Source organism: Clostridium sulfidigenes, assembly GCF_052067195.1.
GTDB classification, from domain to species: domain Bacteria; phylum Bacillota; class Clostridia; order Clostridiales; family Clostridiaceae; genus Clostridium_J; species Clostridium_J sulfidigenes.
Map to the genome: position 1 here is coordinate 1 of NZ_JBQHQR010000021.1, position 21,219 is coordinate 21,219.

At 29.6% G+C, this 21,219-nt stretch carries 21 protein-coding genes; all 21 read left to right on the forward strand.

Annotated features, from left to right (window positions below):
• Positions 1-93: 93 nt before the first annotated feature.
• The 21 genes from ACTNBA_RS17710 (at position 94) to ACTNBA_RS17810 (ending at position 21,212) form a co-directional block, all read left to right on the forward strand.
• Entirely contained in the window at positions 94-315 is a 222-nt protein-coding gene (locus tag ACTNBA_RS17710) for a hypothetical protein (protein ID WP_441075602.1), read from the forward strand.
• Positions 316-377: 62 nt separating this feature from the next.
• Positions 378-821 (forward strand): TcpE family conjugal transfer membrane protein, encoded by a 444-nt coding sequence (locus ACTNBA_RS17715; protein WP_441075603.1) that lies wholly within the window; start codon positions 378-380, stop codon positions 819-821.
• Between the two features lies 1 nt (position 822).
• Complete coding sequence (locus ACTNBA_RS17720; protein WP_441075604.1) at positions 823-3,318, forward strand: ATP-binding protein; 2,496 nt, start codon at positions 823-825, stop codon at positions 3,316-3,318.
• A 1-nt stretch (position 3,319) separates the two neighbouring features.
• Positions 3,320-5,773 (forward strand): CD3337/EF1877 family mobilome membrane protein, encoded by a 2,454-nt coding sequence (locus tag ACTNBA_RS17725; RefSeq protein ID WP_441075605.1) that lies wholly within the window; start codon positions 3,320-3,322, stop codon positions 5,771-5,773.
• A 65-nt stretch (positions 5,774-5,838) separates the two neighbouring features.
• The gene (locus tag ACTNBA_RS17730) at positions 5,839-6,504 is read left to right on the forward strand and encodes a hypothetical protein (protein WP_441075606.1); all 666 of its coding nucleotides are present in this window, start codon (positions 5,839-5,841) and stop codon (positions 6,502-6,504) included.
• A gap of 97 nt (positions 6,505-6,601) precedes the next feature.
• A complete protein-coding gene (locus ACTNBA_RS17735; protein ID WP_441075676.1) occupies positions 6,602-7,741 on the forward strand; it encodes a C40 family peptidase in 1,140 nt (379 codons plus the stop codon).
• A complete protein-coding gene (locus ACTNBA_RS17740; RefSeq protein WP_441075607.1) occupies positions 7,731-9,008 on the forward strand; it encodes a CpaE/TadZ family protein in 1,278 nt (425 codons plus the stop codon). The genes ACTNBA_RS17735 and ACTNBA_RS17740 overlap by 11 nt, the downstream gene beginning before the upstream one ends.
• 2 nt (positions 9,009-9,010) lie before the next feature.
• Positions 9,011-10,333 (forward strand): ATPase, T2SS/T4P/T4SS family, encoded by a 1,323-nt coding sequence (locus ACTNBA_RS17745; RefSeq protein WP_441075608.1) that lies wholly within the window; start codon positions 9,011-9,013, stop codon positions 10,331-10,333.
• Positions 10,327-11,268, forward strand: a complete 942-nt coding sequence (locus ACTNBA_RS17750; RefSeq protein WP_441075609.1) for a type II secretion system F family protein — start codon at positions 10,327-10,329, stop codon at positions 11,266-11,268. Before ACTNBA_RS17745 ends, ACTNBA_RS17750 begins: the two co-directional genes overlap by 7 nt.
• A 14-nt stretch (positions 11,269-11,282) precedes the next feature.
• On the forward strand, positions 11,283-12,137 hold the full coding sequence (locus ACTNBA_RS17755; protein ID WP_441075610.1) for a type II secretion system F family protein: 855 nt from the start codon (positions 11,283-11,285) through the stop codon (positions 12,135-12,137).
• A 17-nt stretch (positions 12,138-12,154) separates the two neighbouring features.
• The gene (locus ACTNBA_RS17760) at positions 12,155-12,370 is read left to right on the forward strand and encodes a hypothetical protein (protein ID WP_441075611.1); all 216 of its coding nucleotides are present in this window, start codon (positions 12,155-12,157) and stop codon (positions 12,368-12,370) included.
• Positions 12,371-12,446: 76 nt separating this feature from the next.
• Positions 12,447-12,851: a hypothetical protein gene (locus ACTNBA_RS17765; RefSeq protein ID WP_441075612.1), complete on the forward strand. Its 405-nt coding sequence runs from the start codon at positions 12,447-12,449 to the stop codon at positions 12,849-12,851.
• Positions 12,839-13,411, forward strand: coding sequence for a hypothetical protein (locus ACTNBA_RS17770; protein WP_441075613.1), 573 nt, complete (start codon positions 12,839-12,841; stop codon positions 13,409-13,411). Before ACTNBA_RS17765 ends, ACTNBA_RS17770 begins: the two co-directional genes overlap by 13 nt.
• A gap of 12 nt (positions 13,412-13,423) precedes the next feature.
• Positions 13,424-14,080, forward strand: coding sequence for a CpaB family protein (locus ACTNBA_RS17775; protein WP_441075614.1), 657 nt, complete (start codon positions 13,424-13,426; stop codon positions 14,078-14,080).
• Between the two features lie 120 nt (positions 14,081-14,200).
• The gene (locus ACTNBA_RS17780; protein WP_441075615.1) at positions 14,201-15,700 is read left to right on the forward strand and encodes a cell wall-binding repeat-containing protein; all 1,500 of its coding nucleotides are present in this window, start codon (positions 14,201-14,203) and stop codon (positions 15,698-15,700) included.
• Between the two features lie 101 nt (positions 15,701-15,801).
• On the forward strand, positions 15,802-18,006 hold the full coding sequence (locus ACTNBA_RS17785; RefSeq protein WP_441075616.1) for a hypothetical protein: 2,205 nt from the start codon (positions 15,802-15,804) through the stop codon (positions 18,004-18,006).
• 12 nt (positions 18,007-18,018) lie between these two features.
• Positions 18,019-18,594 carry a hypothetical protein gene (locus ACTNBA_RS17790; RefSeq protein WP_441075617.1) on the forward strand — a complete coding sequence of 192 codons (576 nt, stop codon included), beginning with the start codon at positions 18,019-18,021 and terminating at the stop codon, positions 18,592-18,594.
• Between the two features lie 19 nt (positions 18,595-18,613).
• Positions 18,614-19,063, forward strand: coding sequence for a hypothetical protein (locus ACTNBA_RS17795; protein WP_441075618.1), 450 nt, complete (start codon positions 18,614-18,616; stop codon positions 19,061-19,063).
• Complete coding sequence (locus ACTNBA_RS17800; protein WP_441075619.1) at positions 19,063-19,596, forward strand: HD-GYP domain-containing protein; 534 nt, start codon at positions 19,063-19,065, stop codon at positions 19,594-19,596. Before ACTNBA_RS17795 ends, ACTNBA_RS17800 begins: the two co-directional genes overlap by 1 nt.
• A 189-nt stretch (positions 19,597-19,785) precedes the next feature.
• Positions 19,786-20,067, forward strand: a complete 282-nt coding sequence (locus tag ACTNBA_RS17805) for a hypothetical protein (protein WP_441075620.1) — start codon at positions 19,786-19,788, stop codon at positions 20,065-20,067.
• The gene (locus tag ACTNBA_RS17810) at positions 20,067-21,212 is read left to right on the forward strand and encodes a ParM/StbA family protein (RefSeq protein WP_441075621.1); all 1,146 of its coding nucleotides are present in this window, start codon (positions 20,067-20,069) and stop codon (positions 21,210-21,212) included. Before ACTNBA_RS17805 ends, ACTNBA_RS17810 begins: the two co-directional genes overlap by 1 nt.
• The last annotated feature ends 7 nt before the right edge of the window (positions 21,213-21,219 follow it).

Consider the following 21,219-nt stretch of genomic DNA (forward strand, 5'->3'; position numbering starts at 1 on the left):
ATATAATCCAAGCCTTATGAGAGGCATAGGGGAGTATTTAACTAATATTGTTATTGGATAGAAAGGAGGAGGAGCAAGTAGTAAGTTTGCTATTTGCTCCTATTTGTTATGAAAAAAGAACAAAGCATTGAAAAAATACTTAATGATTGTGAAAGTGTTTGGAAAGATGATCTTGGATCATATATAAGAGCAACTGGAATACTGAAAAAGGATGAGTACCTTGATTTATCGAGAGCTACAAAACTAAACAGATCATCATCTGTAAGGTTTTGTTGTGGAATTCCTGGCGGTGGCCACAGCGTTAGAGCTCATTAGATTTTTTATGATTCTTTGATAGAAAGGAGAAGGAGTAAGTTTGCTATTTGCTCCTATTTGTTATGGAAAAAGAGCAAAGTAATGAAATAATACTAAGAACTTATGGAAGCGTTTGGAAAATAGATAGAAAAATTTATTCTATTGATGGGCTTAGGCTCCCATTTCCTTTCGTAATAAATGAATTTGTATATCTCGGTATAAGTATAATAATAACATTTATACTTATTAAAATATTGCCATTTCTTAATAATTTAAACGGTATAATGAAATGGTTAGTTATGCCTTTTGGTATCATGAAGGCATTAACAACAATAAAGTTAGATGGAAAAGCAGCTCATAAGTTTATTTATGACTATATATTATTCATATGTAGTCCACGACAATATGCGAGGTTTAAACCAATTAAGAAAAATAAGAAAAAAATACATTTTGATTATAGAGTCTTGTTTAGAAATCAAATAATAGTTAATAAAACTGACTTGGTAATAGATGATAGGAGGCGATAGTTTGTACGAGTTTCCAATAAAACACTTTGAAGATAATTTAATTTTTAATAAAGAAAAGAATGAGTGCTGGGCAGTTTATAAAATGATTGGATATAATTATGATTTTAAATCCGAACAAGGCAAAATAGGTATTTTGAATTTCATGGCGAGGTTTATAGCTAATATAGGAAAAGAAGCAATGATTTGTATAATACCTGTAGCACAGAATGTAAAGGCGCATTATATAAATTTAACCAATAAATTAGATAAGGATGATATATTTTATAGACAAGCTAAAGCTCATGCATCAGGAATTGAGGCATATTTACAAGAGAGTTTACAAATAAAAGGGAATGCAAATGATTATAAAATTTATATTTTAACTAAGTTGACTATTAAAAATACCATATTAGAAGAATTTAAAGATTTCCTTAACTATTTAATTAAAGATCCATGTGCTTCTATAGAGGAATTTATGGGAGTGGGATACAAGGAAATTTATGAAAAAGATATTGTAATGTTTAAGAAACTAGCTAATGAATTTTTTAGAAAACAACGTAGAAGGGTAGAAATTGAATTATGTAATTCTAGCGATGTAGAATGGCTAATTAGAAGACCTTTCTTTAGAGGAATGAAGGATGGATTTACGTTAAGATCGACTGAGAACCAAAGCTGGACTCCATTTACAGATAGAATTATAAAAAATGGAGAAAAAGTAGTTAGATGTGATGATACACAGATATTACAATTAACAGAAGGGTTAATTGAAGCCAGTGAAAATAGATATATTAAGATTGAACATGATAGTGGAACATCATATCAAACATTTTTAACTATGGCTTATATACCTGATGGAATAGTATTTCCAGGAAATGAGTGGCTATTGGCCCTTCAAGATTATCCAATAACAACAGAAACAATTATAAAAATAACGACATCAGATCATAAGGAATCTATTAAAAATGTTCATAAAAAGAAAAAAGAAATTAAAGACCAAATAGAACATATAATTCAATCTAAAGCAGAAGATGAATTACCAGATGAACTTTATGATTCACAGGGATTCGCAAATGATTTGGAAGCAGAATTAAAAGCGAGTAGATCACCTATGTCTGAGGTATCTATTACATTTTGTCTATTTGCAGATAATAAAGAAGAACTAGAGGCTAAAGTGGATTTCATTAAAGAAATTTATACAGATAATAATTTTATATTAGAAAGACCTTTAACAGATCAATTTAAATTATTTATGGAAAGTATTCCTGGAACTTCGAGATATGTTAAAGATTACATTATGCCATTACCGCCGAGGACTTTAGCAGGTTCAGGTATAGGTGCAACAAGAATATTAGGAGATAATCTTGGACCATATATAGGAACAACTGGAATACTGAAAAAGAATGTATACCTAGATATATCAAGGGCTACAAAACTAAATAGGTCTGCATCTGCAGGTTTTTATGGAACTCTTGGTGGTGGTAAAAGCTTTGGAGCTAATCTGCTTTTTTATTTATCAGTATTATATGGAGCATATGGATTAGTAATAGATCCAAAAGGTGAAAGAAGTAATTGGATTAAAGATTTACCAGAATTAAAAGATCAGATAAATGTTATTACTCTATCTTCAGATAAAGAAGATAAAGGAAAGCTAGATCCGTGGTTAATTTATAGAGATGATTTAGAAAGTGCTGCATATTTAGCTATTGCAATATTAAGTGAATTATTTAATATAAATCCGAAGGATGATGAATATATAGCAATTTTAGAAGCAATAGAATGGGTTAAAAAGCAAGAAAATCGTTGTATGTCTCTATTAGCAGATAGATTAATGGATATGGATGATGATGATGATCTAGGAGTCATAGCTAAAAAGCTAGGAAGAAAGATAAAACTTCTCAGAAACATGGCTATGGCAGGTCTATTGTTTGGGGAAGGCGGAGAGGAAGGATTAGATTTTAAAAAGAGGGTAAATATAATTCAAATTCAAAATCTAAACATGCCTAAACCAGATACATTAAAAGAAGAGTATACTCAGGAAGAAGTATTGTCTACAGTGTTGATGCTTCCAATAGCATCATTCGCAAGAAAGTTTATGCATCAGAGTAGGAAATTTTTCAAAGCAGTTTTATTTGATGAAGCATGGGCATTAGAGTCAAACTCAGCAGGAAAGCAAATGATGAACTCACTTATAAGAGAAGGAAGGGCTTTAAATGCGGGATGCTTGTTTATTTCGCAGTCAACAAAGGATGTAAAAGAAGAGGCTGTAAAAACTAATATATCATATAAATTCTGCTTTAAGGCTACAGAAATTAAAGAAATAAAAAGTGTATTAGAATTCCTAGATTTAGAGGTAACTCAGGAAAATATAGACACAGTAAAAAATTTAGAAAATGGTGAATGCTTATTTCAAGATTTAGATGGTAGGGTAGGCGTATTAAAATTTGATGCCGTATTTAGTCATTTAATTGATAAGGCCTTTAATACTAATCCAGAGAAGGTAAGTAAAGAAGGTGAATAAGATGAAAAATTTTAAATTCTTCTTATTAATTGGGTTAATAATATCTATGCTTATAATACCTAAAAATGTAGTTTATGCTTCAGAGAGTGCTAATCCATCAGCGGAAATGATACCTAAATTAGAAGATTTATATAATTATAAGGATAATAAATATTTTACGGACTATAAAGGAAACTATTATTTAGACCTAAAAGATGTAGTAATTAAAGGTCAAGTAGGCAAGTTTCTTAATGGAGGAGCAAATGTATTATTTGAACTTGAAGTTCTTCTTACTCAGGTCCTGGCAGCGGTTATTTATTATACATTTGAACTTTCTATTTTTGATTTATTTTCTGGACCGATAGATACAATAGTAAAAAATCTGAAGATAGGAATATTTGATGAATTTGCATTAGTATGTATTTCATTTATAGGTATATACTATATTTTCAAAATGATTAAAAATCAAAAAACTCAGGTATTAATGACTATGGCTAAGATGATATGTATATTAGTATTAGCATTAGTATTTTTTAGGCAACCAACGGCTATGTTAAAAGGAGTAGATTCACTATCAAAAGGGATCGGACAAGCTGCACTTGAGGGGACATATAAAGCTACAATGGATGGAAAATCTTCATCTTCGGCTACAGAATCCATTACAACGAACCTCTGGCTTATGTTTGTTCACAAGCCATGGCAAGTACTTGAATTCGGGAGTACTAGCATGGCAGAAGAGTATGAGGATGAAATTCTTAGATTATCTCCTGATAGTGATGAAAGACAAGATATAATAAATGAAATAGCAGAAGACGATGTTCATTTTCAACCTAATCTTGGACTAAAAAGATTAGGTATAATGATACTTTACTTTGCTATATTTATTGTATTAGCTGCAGTAATAATAGCATTTTGTTTTTTAATTATAGGATATCAGTTTCTCATGCTGATATATGCAATTGCGGGACCATTAGCTTTATTACTTGCTTTAATTCCTAGCTTTGGGTTTAATACAGTAAAAAGTTGGGGAGGAAAGATTATAGGTTATGGTAGTATGAAAGCTGTATTATCATTAATTATAGCTGTGTTATTCTCATTTTTAATATCAACCTATGAGCTAACTGATAAATATGGAATATTAATGGTATCCCTAATTCAAATAGCACTTTTAGGTATAGTTTGGTATAAGAGAGAATCGTTGTTAGATGGCTTTTTAAAGTTTGCATCAGCAACAAAAGAAATACCTAGTGCACAAAGTTTAAATAGAGCATTTAGGCAGGATATGAGTATAGAAAATGGTATTAGAGATTGGAATAGAAGAAGACAGCAATTGAGAGACAAGAACAATAATGAATATTACGAAACAACTACTGGAGAAAGTAATAAATCAAGCAATTCGCCTTATAATAAATCCCAAAAGAGTCAAAAAGGGAATAATAGAGATTTCAATAAAGGGTATCATGAGTTTGAAAGTGGTCGTGAAAATAGAGTAGATGGTAATCTTAATGAATCAAGGAAAATAGCTGAAGAGATTTTAGAAGAAAGATATAGAAATTTAAAACATCAATCTGAAGATAGGGCTCAGGCTTTAGGTAAAGATCCTGAATATAGCAATTGGGTAAAAACTGTCATGAATAGAGAAGAAATGAATTTACCTAAATTTGATGAACGAGAAAAACAGGCAGTTGTTAATCAAATTAAATGGAACGAGGCCAGGGGTATTAATATTAAGGATATAGAAGGAGTTGAAGAAAAAGAAGATATTAATAAGTATATTAAGCGACCAAGTGGAATTGAAGTTGATAGACCGAGTGAAGTTGAAGTAATAGAGCAACCTAAGAAATTGAGTAATAGGGAAGCCAGCATGCAATACGTAAATACTTTTAATAGTACTTTTGATAAAGGTTACAATAATGAGTTTATGGAGAGTTTAGTTACATCTTATGGTCAAGAGAATGTTGGGACAGTAATAAATGATATGGTAAGAATTAATGAACAAAATAAGATTAAAAACCCAGCTGGATATTTAATGAAATCATTAAATAACAATAAGCAGCAAAATACAGGTTCTTTTAATAATGAAATGTCATTTAAATCTAATAATATACAAAACAAAATTAATGGAGAAAATAAGATTAAAAAACCAACTGGATATTCAATTAGATCAATAAATGGCAATAAGCAACATGGTGCAAATTCTTTTGGTAAGGATATATCATTTGAATCTGGTAATATGCAGAACTCTGAGAATAAAGAAAATATATCTAGCGTAGAATTATCAAGTAATTCGACTTCAAGTGGTATAGAAGGTAATACTACAGAGACCATTTCACCCAAAAGTATTAATCGATCTAAAAAAATAACATTTAATGAGAATTCAACAAAAGAAAAGAAAGTAATGCCTAATAGAATTAGAGTTTCATCCAATAAAACTAACAATAAGTTAGATTTAAAATCTAAGAATAATATTAATTAATAGTAAGGGAAGTGGCATATATCCACTTCTCTTATTAATTACAAATAAGAGAAGGTGATTTTTAGATGAAGAGAAAGTTTGCAGTTATAACGATTATAGTAGTAGGTATAATACTAGTATATGGGGGATATTTAGCTTATAAAGATTTTAATAAGGATTCAGAAATAATAGACAAAGTAAATAAAGCCGGTAAAAATTTAATAGACAATTCAGGTAAAAATGTAGATACAGACAAAAATACAGATATTAATGATAAATATATAGTGGAAGAAGATTTTTTAAGTACAGTAGATTCCAAAGGAACAATAGAAGAGATAATAGAAAAGAATAATTTACAAGAAAATGAGACAGCAACAATAAAAGAAAAATTAATGGCTAAAAATGTGGCTGAAAATTTCGTACAAGCTATATGTAGTTTTGATATTGATAAACCTAAAGAAACAGTAGATAAAGCAACAAAATATGTAATAGATGAGAAAAAAGAAGAAATAGAATCATTATATATATATCTAGGGAAAAATAAGGATATAAAGAAAACAGTTATGGAAAAAGTAGTCTCTAGAGAAGTGATAAATAGAGAAGATAATAATTATATAGTATTTAAAGTAAGAGCAGAGTGGAGTGTAATAGACGAACATGACAAAAAGGTTGGAGAGCAGCACGAAAGTTATGAGGTTAGTCTAGTTAAAATAGATGATGAGTATAGAGTTATTCAATATAGAATTAGTTAAATAGGAAATTGGATTAAGAAGATCTTAGTCCAGTTTTTTTATTTGGTAATTACGAGGTGGTAATGTGGAGGTAAGAAGAAGATCAAGTAACAAAGCTATGAAGGTGATAGTGTTTTCATATTTAGCATTAATAATGTTACTTATGATTTTTTTAACCGGTGGAGCTATGGAAAGTGAAAGTACATCTAATGGAGATAATACTTCTGATTTAGGTGGATTAGGAGTACCTCTTGAATATATAGAATATTTCGATGAAGCAGAAGAAATCTTTGGTATACCTAATTGGTGTCTTGCTGCAGTGGCCAAGCAAGAAAGTAATTTCAACCCAGACGCTGGCTATGGTGGAGCGTATGGTATGATGCAAATACAAAAGATAGATCCAGGAAGCGGGAAAGATTTATGGAACTATTTAATAAATATGGGGTTAGGAGACGTATATAAAAAGGCATCATATAGTTTTTCAAGCCCAGAACAGATGTGGAGCCTATATTTAAAAGATCCACGAGCGCAAATTTTAGCAGGAGCATATGAGATACGTTATTATATAAATTATGTATTGTATAAAAAGGATATAGTACATAGCTTAGACTATAACAATATAGAGAATATGAAGTTGGTAGAATGGGATGCCGATGAGAATGATAGTAATTTTAGAGAAATACTTAGACGTAGTTTTGCATGTTACAATGGTGGACCAAGCTATGGAATGAACGTGGATTTAGATAATGCCTATTATGGTTATCCTAACAAGGTGTTTCAATATGCTATGGAATTCAGGAAAGGAAGTTTAGTTGGAGATAATGAAACCATAGAAAAAGCAATTGCGGCAGGTATGAAATGGGTAGGAAAATCTCCTTACGTATGGGGAGGTGGAAGAACTCAGGCAGATGTGGATGCAGGGAGATTTGATTGTAGCTCTTTTGTACATTATTGTTATTCTTCTGTTGGAATAAATTTAGGTGATAGAGCGAATGTAGTAACATTTTCACTTATTAACCTGGGAGAAAAGATAGATCCTAAAGATATGAAACGAGGAGACGTTATTTTCTTTGATACCTATACTAAAAATGGACATGTAGGTATTTATCTAGGAGATGGGAAATTTATTAATGATAACTCAAGCATCGGTGTTTGGATAGATGATTTAAATGATCCTTATTGGAGATCAGTATTCAATAAAGAAGTGAGAAGAATAATTAGAACAGAGCAAGGAAGGAGTAATAAAGATGAAACATAAAGTTTTTTTATCTATTGGAAATAAAACATTGGAGGATAAAATCAAAAGCTATAATAATATAGAAATAGTAGATGGTGAGAGTGATTTAAAAATAGTAAAAGCACTTATACAACATCTACAGGTTGAGTATATTATTATAAATAGCTTATTAGATGAGGAAGGGGATAGCTTATTAGAAATAGCTAAAGAAGCAAGAAAAAATGATATTAAGGTTATAGTTATTATGCCAGGCATGGAAAGTATAATAGAGAAAAAGCTTGTAGGTGCATTGGCAAATGTAGATGTAAATGCATTTATATTTATAAATGATTTAACAGAGGAAAAATTGAATAACATACTAGATAACTACCCAAAGGAATTTAATTTTAATATGTTGGGTAAACAAGAAGTTAAATTTATTGAAAAAGAGAAAATAGTTAAAGAAGAGATTATCAAAGCTACAGTATTAAAGAGTAATATAATAACTTGTTATTCTCCAGACGATAATTTTTTATCTGCAGAGGTGTCTTCGCAATTGGCCATAAAATTAAGTGAAATAAATCAACTAAAAACAATAGTTATTGATTTTAATAATATTAATCCAATGATAGATCATCTTCTGGTAATAGATAAAAAGTTACCTATAAATGATAGATATGGGTTAGATTCAAAAACAAGTATGGCTGCTTTGGTTAATGCAATAGATAGAGAGAGGTTAAATCCAGATATATTTAAAAAATTAGTTATAAGGCATCCTAAATATAAATTTGATGTTATAACCGGTCTTTATGATTTATTTTTAGATGATCATGTAGAAAGACATCATTATGAAAAAATAATTAAAGCTGCAAGTGATATTTACGATTTAGTTATAATAAATACTAATTCATACTTGAAAGCTGAATCAACTTTTACTGCATTAACGAATGCAACAAAAGTTATAACTATATCAAGAGATAATTATTCGAGTATAAGGAATCTGATATCACAAATAGTATTATTAAATAAAAGAATTGATAAGGAAAAGTTTAATATTATAGTATCTAAAAATATTGATTACGGAATTAAAGAGGAAATATTAAAAGATATGTTTGATGAATATAAATTTTTAGGGTTTATAAATCAAAATACACTTATAGATAAGGCTATTAATGAAGAAAAGGTTTATTTAGATGTAATTGATAAAAATTCAAAAGAAAATTATGACAAGATTATAATAGAACTTGGATATTTGATTGGAGAGAGGAGGACAGGGTTATTAAGTAAAATAATGAGGAAGGAGAAATAGATGTGCCCAATATAGTGTTAGCAGATGAGTTAAATAAGGAAGAATCAAAAAAAAATACTACTAAAATTAATATAGGATCAATAGATAGAATAACTAGTAAAGTAGTTAATTATTTTGTAGAAAACAAAGCAGTGTTAATAAATGAGGTTGAAGATGAAACGCTACCATTTTCAGCAATGGAACGAGAGATAGAGTATTATATTAGTTCTAACGATGTTGATTTAAAAGGTTTTACGAAAGAAGAAATTTTTAAGAGTGTATATGATTATCTATATAAGTATTATACATTTCAAGATTATTTAGAGACACCAGAAGTAACAACTATAACTGCTATAGCAAAAGATAATATCATAATAACTAAAATTAAAAATGGTGTAGAGCAGCTATTTCAAGCAGAAGATATATACTTTGATAGTGATGATTCATATGATAAGTTTTGTAACTATATAGCAAGAAGAAATGAGGTGGAATTAAATAATAAAAATGCCATAAGAATAACTACAGATAAAGAAAGATGTAAAGATGCCATATTAAGAATTGATATTACAGGCTCAGCAATAAACGAAAGTGGACTACCTTGTATAGTAATTAGAAAGACACCGAGAGATAAGTACTCCGATATAGAATTAGTTAAAAAAGGTATGTTTAATGAAGAGATGAGGAAATACTTTGAGGAATGCGTTGAATCTGGTGCACAAATATTGACATGTGGTGATGGAGGTTCAGGGAAAACTACATGGATGAATGCATTCATAGAAAAAATAGATGAAAACATAAAAGCTTTATTTGTTCAGGAATCAGGTGAATTACATTCTAAGAAAAAAAATATTATATTTCAAAAAATAAAGAAAAAGTCATCAGAAACAGATACAGAATATAGTCTAAATGACATAACCAGAAATGCTATGCTGATGAGTGTAAAGTTAATAGGTATTGGAGAGATAAAAGGGCCAGAGGCATTCGATTTGTTTAATGCTTCGTATAGTGGTCATATTGCATGGTCCTCAGTTCACGCAATGTCGAGTACTGAAGCAATTACTAAATTACTTCAGTATATACAATATGCTAGTGTGAATTTAAAAGAAGAAGCATTATTAGAAATGCTTAGTAGATTAGATATAGTAATATTCTTAAAAGACTTTAAATGCCTAGAGGTAACTGAGGTTGAGGGATATGATTATAAGAATAATAAAATTATATATAATCCAGTCTTTAGGTTTGATTTTAGAACTAATAAATTTGAAAGAATAAAGCCTACATGTAAGAGACTACAAGAAAAAATTGATTATCATTATTATAAGAAAAGGAGGAGGGAGATATGTTAGGATATTTATTACTTCTAATAGGGTTATTTGGACTGATTTTTGTATTAGTAAATAATATGAAAATAGGTAAGATAGAAAAGAAGATTATAGATTTAGTAGGAAATATTAATAGCAAGTATGAGCAAAGAATAATAGAAGCCAAAGAAAGTTCATATATAAAGAAAAATAAAAATAAAAAGTTAGATTATCTAGATGATCTAATTATAAGAACTAAAGTAAGAGAATATGCCCCCTTTTTTACAAGTGAAATACTAATATTAATTTCTATCGTTGTTGCGATAGTTTTTTTTATTGCAGTAAATTCTATAAGTAAAAACCAAATTTTGAAGGTAGAAGCCATAATATTAGGGTTAATGCTTCCAAGTTTAATAATGGAACAAATAGCTACAAATGTTTTTGATAGTATAGATGATAAAATTCTTTTATTTATAGACACAGCGATAAACTTTTCAACTAGTAAAAATGAATTGTTATTTATATTAGAAAATACCGCTGAATATTTAACAGGACCATTAAAAGCAATAATTAGCCAATTAGCTAATGAATTAAAGAGAGGGGTACCATTGCATGTTGCTTTTGAAAATGCAGCCAGCAAGACAGATAATGTACGGTTAAAAGAGATATTAAAAAATTTATGTATTGTTGCTCAAGAGGATGCAGATTACAAAGGAACTTTAGAAAGTGCTAGAAATATTCATGAGCGTTTTTATGAACAGAAAATGAAGGGCAAAAGAAAAGTAAACGATGGGAAAAAGGGCCTCATTATGCTAGTTATAGTTGAAATATTTGTTTTAATTGGACTAAATGGATTCTCATCAAATTTAATTGGAATGTTAGAGGATACATTGCAAGGACAATTAATAGTGGCTTATTTTGGACTCATTGGAATCTTAATAGTAAATAAATACTTTAAGATAAATAAATTTAATTCATAAGGGGGGTGAAGGTATTGATAGGATTAAAGATATTTATAACTTTAAGTATGATAATTATTTGCTATAAATTTTTATATAGGCCTAGCAAGGCAGATAAAAAATTTATTAAAGAAATAAATGAAATTAAAAATGGGAAGGGAGGTGATATAGGATATAAAGAAACTATAAGAAAAAAGATAGTATTATTTGCACCATTTAAAACTACAGAAGAAGAACTCAACAAGATGGGAGATCCATTTCCAATTCATCTTGATTTACTTGGATATACAGTGATAAAGATAGGACTAGGCATATTATTCTTTATTGGGTTATATGTAAGGTTTGAAAACTTAATTATTGGGATCATAGGGATACCAATAGGATTTTACTTGTTAGATTGGATTTACAAAAGAAGTAATAAAAGAGACTTAGATTTTATAAGATTGGATTTAGAAGAGGTATATAATTCTTTAAGATTTAGTATTAGATCTAAGGAATCCTTGGGTATAGCATTAGCAAATGCATACACAGGTGCAAGAAAAAGCGAGAGATTAAGAAAAGCACTCTTAAGATTAGCTGCAAAAATTAATATGACAGCTGATATTGAAGGAGCATTAGATGATTTCAAGAATAGATTCGATTTTGATGAAACTAATCTATTCGCAAATTCATTAAAACAGGCATTAAAAACTGGATTAGTTGAAAATGTATTACAAGGACAAGCAGTGCAATTAAATAGAAAAAATACGGAATATAGAAATACTCAGATTGAGAAGGTAGACAAACCTTTATATATTTATGGCGGAGCAATTTTTATAGGTGCAATGGCACTAGTATTTATGATTACATTTGCTGAAGTAGGAAATTCATTAAATCAAATATTTATGTAAAGTGGAGGAGTAAAATTATGAAAAAATTAATGAACAAAATAAACTCAACAAAGGAAACAGTAAGGGAGAGAATTACAAGAAAGAGTAAAGGAGCAGTAAACTTTTTAGAGATTTCTGTAATAGTAGTAATATTGTTAGTTGTACTATATCCATTATATAAGGATATGTTAAGTGCTTCATTTACAACTATAAAAGCATGGTTTGCAGGATTCTTACCAAGTATATTTAGCTAAGGATAAGAGTTAAATATCATATCCAAGGAGAAATAATTTAAGTTATTTCTCCTTGAATTAAAAGGAGGAAAGGAATGTGAAAAAGAGCAAAGGTATAAGTAATTTTATATCAGGTATAATTGTATTCGCCTCACTTTGTACATTATTAGTATGTTTAATATATCCAAACATTCCTGTATTGATAAAAGTAAAGGCCGAGTCTAAAATAAGAGATCATGCTTTTACAATGGAACAGCAAGGTTATTTAACCCCAGAGAATAGAAATAGTTTAATTAACGAATTAGAACAAAGTGGTTGTAAAAACGTAAGTGTTTCTGGAACTAACTCTAAAGTTGGATACGGTATGAAAGTATATTTATATGTTGAATATGATGCAGTGATAAAAGAGCTAACCATTGAAGATGGATTACTACCTAAAATGAATGATGTAATTCGGAGAGTAAATATACCTAAGGAGACAGTAAGTAAATGTACATCTTAAATAAAAAATCAAAGGGTAGTGGAAACATTTTTGTTTTATCATGTATGTTTGCATTAGTGATATGTTTAGTTGCATCAGCAGTATTTCGAGCAAATGTTATGAATGCAGTAGCACAAGGAATTCAGGATGATTTAATTTTGTCTAGTTCAACAGTATATAAATATATAGATCCAAGGGTGTTAGGAGAAGATAATCCTATGCTTTTAATAACTGACTATTCTGCAGCGTATAATGAGGTAAAGAAATACCTTATAAACAATATGAAATTGAATGAAAATATGGAGCCAAGTGATAATGGGATTATAAAGAGTCCAATAGAAATAACAGACTTTATTATTTATAATTACAAAGGTGGAAGTGTAGATATAATAACTTATAATAATGGAGCATTTACAGTAGATTCAAAAAATACTTTAAATGAAGATATAATTACGAAGAATGAACATAAAGTTAATAGCACAGTAGTAACTACAACGATATCGATGGATGTAAAAGGTATATATGGAGTAGTAGAGAGACAGAGTGTATCTGTGGATACTGATATAATAATAGGTAATTAGGAGGTATAAACATTGAAGAAATTTAAACTTAACTATAGTAAAAGAAATATGATAATAATAGTTATTTCAATTATAGTAGCAGTATTAGGGTTAAAGGTATTAGAAAAATCTATAACAGTATCACAAACTAAAAAGGATGTAAAATATATTGTGGCTGCGTCAGAGCTTAAGCCAGGTGATGCTATAACAAAAGATAATGTTAAGGAAGCAACCCATAGTGGAGACATTAATTTTAAACATGTTACTAGTGTTAAGGATATAGAAGGATTAATAGTAACAGACAAGATATATCAGGAAGAGCCGATAATAAATGAGAGGCTTGATAAAGAAATAGATGATAGTATAGATGCTAAAAAGCAATACTCTATAAAATTATTACCTGAAGAAGCCGTAGCAGGTACAATAAGACCTGGAGACAAAGTTAAGATAGTTGGAACATTAATTAGTAACTCAGCTGGCGAAGCAAAAACAGATTATATTATTAAAGATGAAAGTGGACAACCAAAGAGCTTAAAAGTAATATCTGTATTTGATAGCAATGGTGGTCAATTAAGTGGTGAAAATGTTCCTGCAGGTATGTTTATATTAGAAGTAACTAAAGAGGAAGCAGTGGCATTAGACAAAGCAGTTTCAACACAAAAAGTAAAATTAGTAAAAGATGTGAAATAATTAGTTGACATGGTAAATGTAGGATGGTATAATTTAGTTACATTCAATTCGATTGAATTGAATTGAATTGAATTGAATTGAATAAATATTAAATTATAATACTAAGGGGAGTGTATAGGTATGTTAAATAAGAAATATGGGAAGATAATAGCTACAGCACTGATGGTAACTTCATTATCAACTGGATTAGCATTAAGTAGTGTAGGGAATGGAATTAGTGGAGACAGTATAAAAATTGCATATGCAGCAGATTCAACTGGTATTCAGACACCTACGGGGGTGATAAGTGGGAAGATTAAATATAGCAATAAAATACCTGAAAATCCAATATTAGAACAGCTTAAGGCTGGGTCTATAAGTGTAAATCCTACGAATAATCCAGAATTTTTTGAACCACATATGACTACAGGAACTATGCTTTTATCAGCAGGAAAAATGTATATATCTAATAATATATATCATTATGGTTATTATTATAAAGACTTAGGTATCCAAGTTGATGATTTTTATCATGTTTATTCAATGAGGCTAGGAAGTGAAGGAAAAGTAATAAAAGATTATAGTGTGGCTACTTATACAGATGGTCAGTTAGTGGTAAAAGAAAATTACTCTATAGAATATAGTGACAGTAAAGCATATAATTATATTTTAAATGAGGGGAAAGTAACACCTCCAGTAGAGCCAACTGAACCTACTACACCAACTAATCCTGATACAAAGAGTTATACAAGCACACGTCTTGGAGGAAAGGATAGATATACTACCGCATTGTCTATTGCTAATAAATTCAGCAGTGGAAATAAGGTTAATTCAGTTGTTCTGGCAAGTGGAATGAACTTTCCAGATGCTTTAGCTGGTAGTGTTTTAGCAGGGAAAAAAGATGCCCCAATTCTTTTAGTAGGAAGTACAGCACAAAATTCATCTACTATGACTTACATTAAAAATAATTTAAATTCTAATGGTACTGTGTATATTCTAGGTGGTAAAGGTGTTATTTCTGATAGTGTAATTAATCAAATAAAATCAATTGGATTTAAAAATATAAAAAGACTTGGAGGAAAGGATAGATATGATACAAACTTATCTATAGTTAATGAAACTAATGTTCCAAAAGGAACTAATATCGTAGTTGCTAACTCTATGTCATTTGCAGATAGCTTATCTATATCTGGAATTGCTGGAGCAAAAGATATGCCTATATTCCTTGTAAATGGCAGTTTTGATACTGATATATTAGCAAAAATTAAAAACATATCTCCAAAACAAATTTATATTGTGGGTGGTACTGGTGTTGTTAGCAGTTCAATAGAAAAACAATTAAAATCAATTGGATCAGTAAAAAGACTAGGTGGTTCAGACAGATATGCAACTTCTTTAGCTATTGCTAAACATTTCTCAACAGGCGCTACAAATGCTATGGTTGCCTATGGATTAAACTTTCCAGACGCATTAGCAGGAAGTGCATTAGCAAGTAAGTGTAATGCTCCAATACTTTTGGTTAATAATAGTAATGCTAAAGCACAGAAAACATTCTTAGATAGTACAAAGATTAAAGATTTGTATATACTCGGTGATAAAGGTGTTGTATCAGACACCATAGTAAATCAATTAAAAAAATAATAATGATATAAATAAAAAGTTAAGATACATGATTAGTAATTTTAAGTTTGCTAATTATGTATCTTTTTTAATTAAAAAAATAATAGTAAAAGGTGATATGCATGAAAAAAAATAAGTTAACAATATTAATAGTTGCTTTATTAATTAGTATTTTGATAACATCTAATGTATTTGCATATGAGTATGAAAAAGTAGGCTGGACCAATGAAGGGAAACCCAAATATACATGGTCTACACTAAATTCCAATGAAACATTGAAAGATTATTCTTCTCACTTAAAAAAGAGTGATATAAGTGGTTCTACTATAATGACAAGGTTAAGAAGTTCATATAGTTTGAAGGGAAGAGCAAGTAAAATTAAGGATTCTGTTTTAATGCAAAACAAGCTATTAGTACCTACAAGTCCAACTAATAATTTTGATTACTCTAATATAACTTATTATAATAGTCCAATGGGGCTTGGATACACAAGTTGGTATGACAGTCTGTATGGAGTATTTATAGACTACACGAGTCAATTCTCCCCAGAATATCTGGGAAAGGTTATAGATACAACTCATAAAAATGTAGACATAGTAAAAGATTCGATTGATTTTGCTAATATACAATATTCAAATACAAATAGTGCATATTTAACAACAACGAAAAGAGGAATGGGGGACTCAAGGGTTGCTGCAATGTCATCAAGAGGTGGGAAAAATTATCCTATATATTTAAACAACGGAGAAAATATTGATAATAGAGTTAAAAGTGCTATGCAGAAAAAAGGTATAAAAAACATATATGTATTAGGTGGAAGTACTATTTTCAATTATACTGCAGGATTAACATCAGGATTTAATGTTATACGTGCTGGAGGATTAAATCGTGAGGAAACTAAAAATTTGATGTTAAAATTACCTTCTAGAGTAGAAGGACCACAACACTACTCAAGTGATGATAATGGATTAGTAATGATTGGAGTAGATGATAAATATAAAGCTACAATTAGAGGGGCCTTGGAAAAAGAGAAGAAAGCAAAAGATGGAAGCAATTTAATTGCTATAACTAAATATTTAAATGATGTACTAAAGTTGGTGATAGGAAGTGAACCAAACAAAAATTCTAATCCAACTATGGTTATAGGAGTAAACGATGGTGAATATGAGGCATATTGGATTTGTTATTGGAATTCACCTGCAAATGGATATGTATACCAATTTGTATTGAATGGATATCATACAGACAATATAAATATAAATTCAGAAGTTACATCAATAGGAACGAGTAATACAGTATATAAACAAAATAATTCTACCTATTGGACTAAGACTAATACTGATGTAAACATAAATACTCGAGGTACCGTGAATGTGAAAAGTGATATGAATGGTATTAAACTACACTTATACAACAGTAGTTATAGCAATATTAACAATAGCCCATATCATGAAATGACACCAGGAACTATAGGGACTAATAGTCAATTTAGTACTAGCTTTAGTAATGCTACAACACAAAAAGCAGTCCTGGGGACATATAATAATTTAAGAGCTATTACCGGTAGGCACACTATAAGGGCAAAAGAGAGTGGAAAATCATATTTATTGCATACGTCAGCTCAATATGGCTTCTGGTCTAACCCCATTTCAAGTGAAATTACTTTAAAAACAGATGGTGATCCTCCACTAGTATCAGGTATTCCTTCTTCACAAGATAGAGAGGGACCATTTGAATTTACACTTAAGGCAACAGATTTATTATCAGGGGTGAAGTCCATGACGCTAACTAGGAATGGAAAGACAATTACAGGTACAAATTCTATAACTACAACCGTAGATGAGGAAGGGGAGAATAAGTTTGTAGTATCATCTATAGATAATGTAGGGAATATATTCACAAAGGAATTTACAGTAAATATAGATAGAGATCTAACAATATCAGGAGTTATAGATCCGAATCCATCGCCTGCAGGTAAAAAGGTATCAATGGATATAACTACAATAGGAAAAGCTAAAAGAATAAAAATAGTTTTTCCTGATGAATTAGTTAAGTTGGCAACAGTAGATAGTCCACTTAAATTTGAAAAGGCAATTACTGTAGAACCAACTCATAAAGAAAGAATACATGCTTGGCTGCCTTTAGAAACCCCTGTGACATTAGATAAGGATAATATAAGGGTTAAACCTGCATATAAGATATATATAGAGGCAGAAAACACTTATGGAAAGATAGTTAAAGGATATATAGATTTAGATGTACAAGGATCAATTTTTGATAAATTACAATATGGAATTAAAGCGACAGGATATGATAGAAAGAAATAGTGGAGTGAAGTTATGAAGTATATTATAGGCTGCTTAATTTCAATTGTAGCAGCATTAATTATTTGGAGAGGTAGTAAGTATAGAGTTGAATTAGAAGATGAATTTAAGGGCAATTACAATATTAATATATATGTTTTAATAGTGGTCATGGGGTTATTCACCATGACCACTATTTTTAAGTTTGAATTAAGTAATTTCATTAAATATTGGGTGCTTGGTTCAGTATTGATTTCTACAGCAATAACAGATTACTATACGAAGTATGTTTATAGGACACCCATAATAATAGGGTATGTATTAGTAATATTAAGTATTAAAGTATTTAGTGGACCATTATATATATTAAATGCTATAGGAATTGCCATATATTTATCTATAATGGCATGGTTAACAGGTAAGTGGTACGGTGATGTTCAGGTAATAGCATTAATAACTCTGGTTGTAGGGTATAGTGGATTGTTACCAATATTGCTAGTCGCAAGTGTTTTAGGTATTGTAATACTATTTATCAAAAAGAAAAAGGTTAAAGAGGTTGCCTTCTGTCCAATGATTGCAATAGGGTATTTAGCATTTATATTAATATGTTAGATAGGAAGGGGAAATAAAAGTGAAAAAAATTATTGAAAATTGTTTGATAATATTACTATATAGTATGTTAGTAGTAGCAATGTGTATATATCCAATGGAATTAAGTTATAATGTGGTAGCATATTATGGTGTTGTGTTCGGGATTCTTATGGCGGGTATGGCAGGTATGTTTAAATGTCTAAAATATAGTTCTAATAATTTAGGAATTAAGTTAAATAAAAAGTTCTTCATAAGGATAGTAATAAGATTATGTCAGTGCATTATGATGGGTCATTTGACGAGCATGGTACTTTGTGTTAACGTTGTTAATTCAAATTTTAGCATCGTTCATTCAGAATTGTTAATAAATATATGCAATTTATTATATGCAGGTTTAGTAATTAATAGCATTATAAATATAGTTATTAAAATTATTAAGAAAGTTAAAGAGGAGGTTAACTATATTAGAGAGGCAGTGAAAAAGGATTAATGATAGATATAAACAGGCATTGTCTAAATGTAAGTAGACTTGCAGTTATTATAGGTATAGAGCTAAAGATGAGTGCCCAAGAATTAAAAATATTATCAATAGCAGGATTATATCATGATATTGGTAAAAGTAAAATTAACAATAAGATATTAAATAAAAGATCAAAGCTATCTAATATAGAAAAGGAATTAATTAAATGTCATCCTTATTTTAGTGCAGATATTTTGAAAAGAATGAATGTGAGCGAAGATGTAATAGCTGCAGCATTATATCATCATGAAAGATGGGATGGCCATGGATATCCAAAGGGAATAAAAGGTACTAGTATACCTATATATTCGAGAATTATAGCTGTAGCAGATTCATATGATGCAATGACTCATGATAGGCCATATTCAATGGCTATAAGTCATGATGAGGCAATTAAGGAGTTATATGCATGTTCTGGTACTCAATTTGATCCTCATGTGGTTAAAGCATTTAGCAATTTAACAGGAAATGAATTTCACGATAATATAATGGGATATGCATAAAATATTTAAGAAAAAGAGTGTAGAAATTTTTAATAATTAATACACTTTTTTTTTATAAATAAATACATAAAATAGTTGACTAATGATAAACCTAAATATATAATTGAATTAGATTGAATTAGATTGAATTGAATTGAATGGAGTTAAATTCAATCCAATCTGTTATGATATGTTTAGGAGGTTAAAATAATGATGAATTATACATCGGAACAAATTAATAAGCTGATTAAAAATATATTAAAGATTAATAATCAGGCTTTAGATGCACTTAAAGTAATAAAAGCAGAGGAGATTAGCCATGGTGAGGTATTTATTAAATCAGGACTAAGTAAGTTTGTAGCAGATAAGTGTATTACATCATTTTTAGCAATAGGATTAATTGAAATGAGATTAAACGGTTCTAGTAGAAGTTATAGGATCACTGAAGATGGTGAGAATTTATTAAAAGTATATGAAGGGGGAAATCTATAATGAAATTAGTAAAGAATGTAGGGGCAGATGTTGGAAATGATGCTTTAAAAATCTATTTAGGAGAAGCAAATGCTGAAGCAAAGACTAAGTTAGAAGTTATGAATGTAGTTGCTCCAGGATATCAAAGACGTATTCTAGGAATGGAAAAAGGTCAACTTGTGAATCTACTAGATGTAAATGTTTATGAAGAGGATCAGGATTTAGGAAGATATTTTGTAGGTGGAATTGCATTTAAAGAGGGCAGAGGAGATTTAATTGAAAAAAGTAAAAGAGATAAAAAAGCAAAGAGCCCAGATACGATAATTTTACTCATGACTGGCATAGCTTACGCTATGTATGATCCTAATAATCCTAAAAAAACTGAGAATATAGCATTAGGAACATTGCTTCCTACAGAAGAGTATTGGGATGATGAATTAATCAAGGAATTTTCTCAAAAGCTTAAGAAGAGTTATAGAGTAAAATTCAATTCTACATCATTTAAAGGTGCTGATATAACATTAAACATTGTAGAGCATGAGATTCAACCAGAAAGTGCTGCAGGAGTATTAGCAAATATGTATGATGTAGATGGAAACCCTAGAAAAGGCATGGAAAATGCAGATAAAGAAACACATTTAGGGATATTTATAGGTTCTATAACAACAGAAATATCTATTTTTGAAAATGGAGAATTTAATCCAAAAGGATTCTTTGGAATAGAATTAGGTACATCAGATCCATTAGATAGAATTATAGAAGATTTAGGGGTAAATATGACAAGACATCAAATGGACTATATTATTAGAAATAACAAACAATTAGTAATAAATGAAGGTGGAGAAACAGTAGATAAAACTGAAAAATTAGTAGCCTCAAAAGAAAGAAGATTTAGTTTCTTTGTTAAACAACTAGTAAATGACATTAATAAAAAACTAGGTAAACAAGGAATAAATACTTCATTAATTAATAAAGTTGATTTAGGTGGTGGTGGTAGCATCACAGTAATTGATAATTTAAAGAAAGAAATTGGACTAGCAAATGTGAATCTAGTAGAAGATCCAAGGTTTGCTAATGCTCTAGGAGCATTATATAGCATTATTGCAAAGCAAAGCGAACAAGATGCAGCTGGAGAGGTCTTTGCATCTGATGAAGTTTCAAATTAATTAATCC